The organism is Myxococcus sp. AM010, assembly GCF_013372585.1.
Classification (GTDB): domain Bacteria; phylum Myxococcota; class Myxococcia; order Myxococcales; family Myxococcaceae; genus Myxococcus; species Myxococcus vastator.
Map to the genome: position 1 here is coordinate 60,072 of NZ_JABXEO010000041.1, position 8,911 is coordinate 68,982.

Genomic DNA, 8,911 nt, shown 5'->3' on the forward strand with positions numbered 1-8,911 from the left:
GCGCACGATCCTCAACAGTCAAAAACTACGGCGTCGCGGGGACGCTGTAGATGCCTGCCTTCGGGCCCTGCGTAATCGCGTACACGGCAAGCGAGTCATCCTTGCCCCCGAAGGACACTGGCACCTGGACGCCCTGGTCCAGCGTCTTCCGCGCCTGCGTCTTCACGTCGTACACCGCCACGTCATAGGTGTCCGAGTCCATGCGGGCATACGTGACGAGCACCCGCTGGCCGTCCTCGGACAGCTTGTAGCTGAAGATGCCCTGCAGCCACGTGCGGGGGTCCGCCTGCCGGGGCAGGTCCATGGCCATGAAGTCACACGAGCGCCCATTGCGGATGCAGTTGGAGCGGAACACCACCTGCCCGTTGCCCGGCGTGAAGCCATAACCGAAGACGCCCTGCTGCACCTTCGCCGCCCGCTCCTCGCCCAGGGTGTACAGCATCAGGTCCACCGAATACGCGGGCTTGAGGATGCGCGAGAGGAACGCGACGTAGCGCCCGTCCGAACCCCACACGAAGTTGGGCACGCGGCCCCCCACCTGCTTCGTCTTCCCGTCCGGCAGCGCGGCCACCGACATCAGCCCCGCGTTCGCCGTCGAGTCGTACTTCTCCAGGAAGCCCACCGCCTGCGAGTCCGGCGAGAAGGCCAGCTTCTCCACCTGCACGCCCAGCTTGCGCCCCGCGCCGCCCGTCGCCGGGCCCAGGTGCAGGTCCCCGGGCACGTTCGGCTTGCCATTCTCCGTGCGCGCCAGCCACTTGCCGTCGGGCGAAAAGGCGAACACCCCCGAGGCCACCGCCAGCCGCTTCGCCTTCAGCTCCGGCAGCGCCGCCAGGTACAGGTCATACAACCCTCGCACCGACTCGCTGCGCACCTGGAAGGCCACGCGCTGCCCATCCGGGGAGACCTCGTAGTCTCCCACCTGGTCCCCCAGCTTGACGGGCGGCGCGTCTGGCTTCTCCACGGAGATGGCCGCCAGGCCCCCCGCCGCGGACAGCCGGCGCTTGAAGAGCAGCGTCTTGCCGTCCGGGGTGAATTGGGCCGTGCTGACCTCCCCCGCCACGTCCGTGAAGGGCCCCGAGGGCAGCGCGCCCAGCTTCAGCTTGCCGCCATCCACGAAGGCCAGCGTCGTCCCGTCCGGGCTGGGCAGCATGTAGCTGACCGCCGTGCCCAGCACGGCGGGCGCCGCCTTCGCGTCATCCAGCGCGGCCACAGTCAGCGCCCCCGACTGCGTCGTCGGGCTGTAGCCGGTGAGGAAGAGCGCGTACTTCGAGCCCGGCGCCACCAGCTGGCCGCCCGGGACGTTCGTCACGCCCTCGCCCAGCTTGCGCGGCTCGCCGCCCTCCACGGGCACCACGTACAGCTCGCCCAGCACCATCTGCGGCGGGATGCCGTCCAGCGCGGGCTTCTTCCCATTCACCAGGTACGTGGCGAAGCGGCCATCCGGCGTCACCCGCAGGTCCGTCACGCGGCCCGACGCCAGCAGCGTGCCCTGCCCCGCGCCAGGGGCACCGGGCGGAGGCGGCTTCTCCGCCGTCGCGGCGGCCTTGGTGCGCTTCACCCCCGGCGCCTCCGACTCACCCTTCTTGCAGCCCGTGCCCGCCATCACCAGCGAGGCCACCAGGCCCGCGGTCCACAGCCGCCCCTGCCGCATCCGCATCATGCGCTCCTCTGGTCAACGTGCTCGGGGGCGCCCGTCGCCGGGACGCCCGCGTGCGGCAGCCATGCCGCCAGGTCCTGCTTCGCTCGCGCCGAATACGCCGCGCGCTTCTCCGCCTTCTTCATGCGCCCGGTAATCGGCGGGAAGATGCCGAAGATGATGTTGGAGGGCTGGTGCGGGTAGTCCGGCGGGTGCGCTTCCCCCGTCACGTGCCGCAGCAGCGCGCCCATCGCCGTGGTGGCCGGCGGGGGCACGAAGTCCGTCCCCGTCAGCCGGGCATGCAGCGCCAACGCCACCAGGTATCCACACGCCGCGCTCTCCACGTAGCCCTCCACGCCGGAGACCTGCCCCGCGAAGTAGAGCCGGGATTGCGTCTTCAGCGACAAGTCCTTCGCCAGCAGCCGGGGCGAGTCGATGAAGGTGTTCCGGTGGATCTGCCCCATCCGGAGGAACTCCGCTTGCTGAAGTCCGGGGATGAAGCCGCTGAAGATGCGCTTCTGTTCACCCCAGGTCAGCCGCGTCTGGAAGCCCACCATGTTCCAGGACGTGCCGCCCACGTCCTCCATGCGCAGCTGCACCACCGCGTGGGGCTCCTGGCCCGTGCGCGGATCTCGCAGCCCCACCGGCTTCATGGGCCCGTAGGCCAGGGTGTCGTCGCCACGCTCGGCCATCACTTCAATGGGCAGACACCCTTCGAAGTACTTGGGTTCCTCGAAAGCGTGCGGCACCACCTTCTGGCCCGCCTTCACCTCGGCGATGAAGCGGTAGTACTCGTCCTTCGTCATCGGCAGGTTGAGGTAGTCGTCCCCGCCGCCCTTGCCGTAGCGGCTCTGGCGGAACGCCACGTTCATGTCGATGGAGTCCGCCGACAGGATGGGCGCGATGGAGTCATAGAAGTAGAGCTTGGTGCCCACGTGGCGCTCCAGCTCCCGCGTCAGCGCGTCCGACGTGAGCGGCCCCGTGGCGATCACCACCGGGCCCTCTTCGGGCAGGCGCTCCACCTCGCCGGCCACCAGCTCCACGCCGGGCAGGCGCAGCAGGGACTCCGTCACCGCGGCGGAGAAGCGCTCGCGCTCCACCGCCAGCGCGTCACCCGCGGGCACCCGGTTCGCGTCCGCGGCGCCCAGCACCAGCGAGCCCAGCGCGCGCAGCTCCGCGTGGAGCAGGCCAATGGCGCTCTCCGGGTTGTCCGAGCGCAGCGAGTTGCTGCACACCAGCTCCGCCAGCGCGTCCGACTTGTGCGCGGGCGAACGCTTCTGGGGCTTCATCTCCCGCAGCACCACCGGCACCCCGCGGCGGGCGAGCTGGTAGGCGCACTCCGTCCCCGCCAGGCCGCCGCCAATCACCGTCACCCGCTGCTTCTGATCCGCCATCCGCTACCTCCAGGCCCGCGCCGCGGGGCCGTCCAGCAACTGTTAGCAGGACTGACACGCCCGGGCCCAGCGTCGATTCAGCCGTGTGCAACCCCACGCTTTCGCACCGCATTCACGCCTGGCCGGCTGCCCACCAGCCCACCGTCGCCCCGGATGGAAGGCGCGGTTTCCCTACCTGGGTTGCACCCCTACGTTTCTCGCGTTCGCCGCTCGGGGGCGGCCTGCATCCGGGCGAGCGCCACTGAACTCGAAGACTGGGAGTACCGAAGCCATGGCCACCCGCCGAATCCAGGACCTGAACCGGGTCCGTGAACTCCTGCAGCGCCGCCGCCGGGAGATCCTCAGCGCCAACGAGGGTGCGCACCGCGAGCTCACCGCCCTGAAGAACCAGGAGCGGGACCCCGAGTACGAAGAGAACGCGCAGTCCGAGCTGGCCGACTACACCTTGTCCAGCCTGATGGAATCGCAGCGGCGCGAAATCATGCTCATCGACGCGGCCCTGCGCCGCATGGAGATGGGCGTGTTCGGCGAGTGCGTGGACTGCGGCTTCGAGATTCCCATCGAACGGCTGGAGGCCCTGCCCTTCGCCATCCGCTGCGAGGAGGACGCCAGCATCCACGAGCTCGAGACGCGCGGCGGCCCCATGGCCAGTCCGTCCCTCTGAGTCGCTGCGAGCGCGCGCTCCCGGTGCCGCCCTGGGAGCGTGCTACTCGCCTTCTTTCTGGAGCACCACGAAGCGGTAGTTCTCCAGCTCGTTCTGCCCCGCCGTGTAGAGCACGGTGAGGAGCATGTCGTAGGGAATCTTCTTGTCCGCGATGACGGACAGCTCCCCGCTGAAGGGCGCCGACGGGTTGCGCGCGGCGATGTACTTCAGCTTCTCCACTTCCTTCTTGAGCTGCGCGTCCAGCGGCAGCACCAACCGCCCCTGGAGCTGGTCGGCTGGGAATTGACCGTTCCGCAGCCGGAGGACTTCCCGCTCACCCACCAGCACGTTCCTGGGCGTAATCGTGACGGCCACGGTGTCCTTGGGCGTGGCGCGCGTGGAGGACACGGGCGGACGCACGTCCTCGGACGCCGTCACCGCCGCGGAGGACGAGGCGAAGGACTTGAGCAGGAACACCAGGAGGATGGTCATCATGTCCATCATCGCGGTGATGTTCAGCTCCTTGATCTCCCCCGCCGCCTCGCGCTCCTTGCGCTTCTTGCGCGCCAGGGCCCGGCGGTAGCTCATCCGCGCCACGGCTTCCGCGTCAGGCGTGTCCATGGCCTAGATGGCTCCCAGCGTGACGTCCGGGAACAGCAGCCGGCGCTCGCGGCCCTGCGTCTCACGGATGGCGTCCAACGTCTGCGTCAGCGTCTCGTAGGGGACGTCCGGGTCCGCGCCCACGATGACCTTCGTCTCCTTGGGGAAGGCGGACTTGATCTCCACCATCTTCGCGTTGAGCGCGCGGAAGTCGTGCGCGCCGTCCGCCTTCACCGGGATGGTGGGCGTGCCCGCTTCGCCGAGGATGGCGTTCTCACTGCTGACGAAGTGCCCCTTCTTGGAGATGAGCACGGACAGCGTCAGCTTGGGCGCGTCGTCCGGGTTCTCCTGGGCCATGCCCGTCGTCGGCGCGCCGTAGGCGGGGGCGTTGACGTTGATGATGCCGAACGTCGCCAGGCCGGTGATGGACAGCAGCATGAAGATGATGAGGTTCATGAGGATGTCGAGGTACGGGACGATGTTCAGCTCGCCCGCCTCTTCCTCCTCACGGACCTTCAGCTTGCGCCGGGAGTAGTGGAACGCCATGGCCGCGTGCCCTCGCGCTCTACGACGCGCGCGCCTCGAGCTCCGTGGTGGCCGGGTCCACCGACCCGCGGCGCGACAGGAGGTTCTCCAGCTTGAGCGCGTAGAGCTCCATCCCCTCCACCATGCTCTTCGCGTATGACGTGAGGAACAGGTGGAAGACGATGCAGATGACGGCGATGGAGAGCGCGAAGGCGGTGTTGTTCATCGCCTTGGAGATGCCGTCCGACAGCAGCACCTGCTTCTGCTCCGCCGGCACGTTGCCCAGCGCCTGGAAGGTGCCGATGAGGCCGAAGATGGTGCCCACCAGCCCCACCAGCGTGGCGATGTTCGCCAGGGACCACAGCCAGGGGATGCGCTTGGACACGTTCGGGCTGTGCTCGACGATGGCCTCTTCCACCGCCTTGGAGACCTCAATCTCCCCGCGGTTGGCGTTCACCAGGCCCGCGCGGACCACCTTGGCCAGCGGCGCGTTGGGCGCCATGGCGCACACCTTCACGGCGCGGTCCAGGTTGCCGCTGCGCACCAGCTTGGCGATCTGCTCCATGAAGGGCGGCGCGTTGAGGTTGTAGCGGAACACCAGGGTGACGACGCGCTCCAGCGCGACCGCCAGCGAGCACGCCAGCCAGAACAGGTTCACGAACATGAACGGTCCGCCATCCTTGAAGAACTTGATGACGGAGTCCGTGACGCCCAGCTTGCCCCCTTCCGTGGCCGCGAGGGTCACGTCCAGCAGCAGCTCGCTTACCGAGGGAATCATTGCGCCCAGAGTCCTTTCGACGCCCGCCCCCCGGGGCGCGCCCATCAGGACGCGGGCACCCGTTCGACGTTCCCGGGGAGGGAGCAGCCTGGACTTCTAGGGCGGGCCCGCCAAGGCTGTCAAGCCGAGGACGGGCCATGCCCATGTAACTACTGGGCTTTCAAGCAGCCGAGGAGGCCTCGGGTGACCCACCCGGGCCCCCGGGCTGCTCGGTGATTTCGCGCCGGTAGTCGCACTCCTTGTTGGGGCACGCCACGTACGGGCCGTCCCGCTTGGAGAACTTCTGGAGCAGGTAGGGCGACGCGCAGGTGGGGCACGGCTCGGCCAGCGGCCGGTCCCATGCGGCGAACTTGCAGTCCGGGTAGCGGTTGCAACCGAAGAAGATCTTCCCACGGCCGCTGCGGCGCTCCGTCAGGTAGCCCTCCTTGCACTCCGGGCACGACACGCCGATGGAGATGGGCTTGGACGTCTTGCAGTCCGGGTAGCCGGAGCAGGCCAGGAAGCGGCCGAAGCGGCCCCGCTTGATGACCATGGGCTTGCCGCACTTCTCGCAAATCTCGTCGGTGGTCTCCTCCTCCACCATGACGATCTTGCCCTCGGCGTCCCGCTTGAAGTCCTTCGTGTTCTTGCAGTCCGGGTAGTTCGAGCACGCGAGGAAGTGCCCCATCTTCCCGAACTTGATGACGAAGAGGTTGCCGCACTTCTCGCAGGGGATGTCCGTCTTGATCTCCTCCCGCTTGACGTCGCGCATCTCCGCTTCGGCCTTCTCGAGCGTCTCCTTGAAGGGCCCGTAGAAGTCGTGCAGCACCGCCTTCCAGTTGGCGCCGCCCTCGGAGATCTGGTCGAGCTTCTCCTCCATGCTCGCCGTGAAGGTGACATCCAGCTCGTGGGGGAAGTGCTTGACCAGCATCTCGTTGGTCATGTTCCCCAGGTCCGTGGGCCGGAAGCGCCCCTCCAGCTTCTCCACGTACTTCTTGTCCTGGATGGTGGAGAGGATGGCGGCGTAGGTGGACGGGCGGCCGATGCCGCGCTCTTCCAGCTCCTTCACCAGCGTGGCCTCACTGAAGCGCGGGGGCGGCTGGGTGAAGTGCTGCTCGTGGAGCAGCTTCTGGAGGTTCAGCGCGTCACCGTCGTTGAGCACCGGCAGCTCGCCCACGGCGTCGGCGCCCTCCGCGGCGTTGTCGTCACCGGCGGCCTTGGCCTTCTCCTTCTCCGCCTCCTCCTCCGGCGTCAGGCCCGCGCCGTACACCGCCAGGTAGCCGGCGAACTTCAGCGTGCTGCCAGAGGCGCGGAAGGTGGCCCGGCCTGCGGCGATGTCCGCGCTGGTCTGGTCATAGACGGCGGGCTTCATCTGACACGCGACGAAGCGGTTCCAGATGAGCTCGTAGAGGCGGTACATGTCCTCCTCGCCCATGGCCTCGAAGAAGGGCTTCACCCGCTCCGGCGGATACTCCAGCGCCGTGGGCCGGATGGCCTCGTGCGCGTCCTGGGCGCTCTTCTTGCTGCGGTACACCATGGGCTCGTCGGGCAGGAAGTCCTTGCCGTACTTGCCGCCGATGAGCTCGCGCACCTGCTTCACCGCGTCGTCGGACAGACGGGTGGAGTCCGTACGCATGTACGTGATGAGCGCCGTCTGGCCCTCGTCCCCCAGCGGCACGCCTTCGTAGAGGCGCTGCGCCAGCGTCATCGTCTTCTTCGCGGTGAAGGACAGCCGGTTGGCCGCCTCCTGCTGGAGCTTGGAGGTGATGAACGGCGCGGGCGCGTTGCGACGGCGCTCGCGGCGGTCCACCTTGGCGACGACGAAGTTGGCCGTCTGGAGCTCGGCGACCAGGCTCTCCGTGAAGACGCGCTCCTTCAGCTCCACCTTCTTGCCGTCCAGCTTGGACAGCTTGGCCTTGAACGGCGGCGGGCCGGAGGGCCCCTCCAGCAGCGCGTCCAGCGTCCAGTACTCCTCCGGGACGAAGGCCTTGATTTCGTCCTCGCGCTCCACGATGAGGCGCACCGCCACGGACTGCACGCGGCCGGCGGACAGGCCCCGGCGCACCTTCTTCCAGAGCAGCGGGGAGATTTGATACCCCACCAGCCGGTCGAGGATGCGGCGCGTCTGCTGCGAGTCGTAGTTGTCCTGGTTGAGCTGGCGCGGCTGGGCGATGGCTTCCTGGATGGCCTTCTTGGTGATTTCGTTGAAGGTCACCCGGAGCGCGTCGGGATGCGCCAGCTCCTCCTTGATGTGCCAGGCAATCGCCTCGCCCTCGCGGTCGGGGTCCGTGGCCAGGAAGACGCGGTCGGCCGACTTCGCCATCTTCTTGAGCTCGTTGAGGACCTTCTCCTTGCCCTTGATGACCGTGTACTCGGGCCGGAAGTCGTGCTCCACGTCGACGCCCATCTTGCTCTTGGGCAGGTCCTTCACGTGGCCCACGGAGGCCTTCACCGTGTAGCCGGAGCCCAGGTACTTCTTGATGGTCTTCGCCTTGGCGGGAGACTCCACGACGACCAGGTAATGCGGGCCCTTGCCACGGGGCGTGGCCTCCTCCTCCGCGTCTGCTTCCACGGTGGGGAGCTCGTCCTCGTCGCCCTTCTTGGTGCGGCGGCGGGCCGCCGTCTTCTTCTTGGCGGCGGTCTTCTTCTTGGCCGCAGGCTTCTTCTTGGCGGCGGCCTTCTTGGCGGGCGCCTTCTCCTCGGCCGCCTCAGTCTCTTCCACCTTCTTCTTCGTCCGCGTGGCCATGACTCTCCTACCTAGATTCTTTCGTACAGCCTTCCGGGGTGCTGGATGACCAGCCCCGTCAATTCCAGCTCCACCAGCGCGCTGGCGAGCGCCGCCGGTGAGTAGGTGCTGCCGACCAGCACCTCGTCGAAGCTCCGGGGAACCCGGTCCAACATCGCGAAGGCCCCCTTCGCTTCCACGGAGAGGTCCTCCCACGAACCCATCGTCCCAGGAGGAACCGCCGCCAGAGGGTCGACTTTCAGCACCCTCCACACATCACCCGGGCCCAGGCACGCCGCCGCCTCCCCGTTCCGCAGCAGCGCGTTGCAGCCGGCCGCCTCCTCCTGGCGGACGTCACCGGGCATCGCGAACACCGGCCGCCCCTGCGCCCGCCCCGCCTCCGCCGTGTACAGGCTCCCTGAGTCCTTCCCCGCCCTCAGCACCAAGACTGCGTCGGATGCCCCGGAGATGAGCCGGTTGCGCCGTGGGAACGTCGTGGTGCTCGCCCGGACGCCGGGAGGCAGCTCGCTGAAGAACACGCCTCCTCGGTCCAGGAAATGAGGAAGCAGGCGGGCTTGCGCCGTGTCGAGCGCATCCAGGGCGGACCCCAGGAAGGCCCACGTCTCTCCCC

At 68.2% G+C, this 8,911-nt stretch carries 8 protein-coding genes; 1 reads left to right on the forward strand and 7 read right to left on the reverse strand.

Translation table 11 applies throughout. The features are described 5' to 3' along the window. Positions 1-25: 25 nt before the first annotated feature. Entirely contained in the window at positions 26-1,660 is a 1,635-nt protein-coding gene (locus HV826_RS19715) for a PD40 domain-containing protein (RefSeq protein ID WP_176418574.1), read from the reverse strand. After that, complete coding sequence (trmFO, locus tag HV826_RS19720) at positions 1,657-3,030, reverse strand: methylenetetrahydrofolate--tRNA-(uracil(54)-C(5))-methyltransferase (FADH(2)-oxidizing) TrmFO (protein ID WP_176418575.1); 1,374 nt, start codon at positions 3,028-3,030, stop codon at positions 1,657-1,659. The genes HV826_RS19715 and trmFO overlap by 4 nt, the downstream gene beginning before the upstream one ends. A gap of 271 nt (positions 3,031-3,301) precedes the next feature. Between trmFO and HV826_RS19725 the strand changes: the two genes are divergently transcribed. Next, the gene (locus HV826_RS19725) at positions 3,302-3,694 is read left to right on the forward strand and encodes a TraR/DksA family transcriptional regulator (protein ID WP_176418576.1); all 393 of its coding nucleotides are present in this window, start codon (positions 3,302-3,304) and stop codon (positions 3,692-3,694) included. A gap of 42 nt (positions 3,695-3,736) precedes the next feature. Here HV826_RS19725 and HV826_RS19730 read toward each other — a convergent pair whose 3' ends face one another. The 5 genes from HV826_RS19730 to HV826_RS19750 all read right to left on the reverse strand — a co-directional run. Beyond that, positions 3,737-4,294 carry a biopolymer transporter ExbD gene (locus HV826_RS19730; protein ID WP_176418577.1) on the reverse strand — a complete coding sequence of 186 codons (558 nt, stop codon included), beginning with the start codon at positions 4,292-4,294 and terminating at the stop codon, positions 3,737-3,739. A 3-nt stretch (positions 4,295-4,297) separates the two neighbouring features. Next, positions 4,298-4,819, reverse strand: coding sequence for a biopolymer transporter ExbD (locus tag HV826_RS19735; protein ID WP_176418578.1), 522 nt, complete (start codon positions 4,817-4,819; stop codon positions 4,298-4,300). 19 nt (positions 4,820-4,838) lie between these two features. Further along, positions 4,839-5,576, reverse strand: a complete 738-nt coding sequence (locus HV826_RS19740; RefSeq protein WP_176418579.1) for a MotA/TolQ/ExbB proton channel family protein — start codon at positions 5,574-5,576, stop codon at positions 4,839-4,841. 160 nt (positions 5,577-5,736) lie between these two features. Continuing rightward, positions 5,737-8,301: a type I DNA topoisomerase gene (gene topA / locus HV826_RS19745; protein WP_176418580.1), complete on the reverse strand. Its 2,565-nt coding sequence runs from the start codon at positions 8,299-8,301 to the stop codon at positions 5,737-5,739. An 11-nt stretch (positions 8,302-8,312) separates the two neighbouring features. Beyond that, the coding region (locus tag HV826_RS19750) for a DNA-processing protein DprA (RefSeq protein WP_176418581.1) at positions 8,313-8,911 on the reverse strand (599 nt) is incomplete at its 5' end.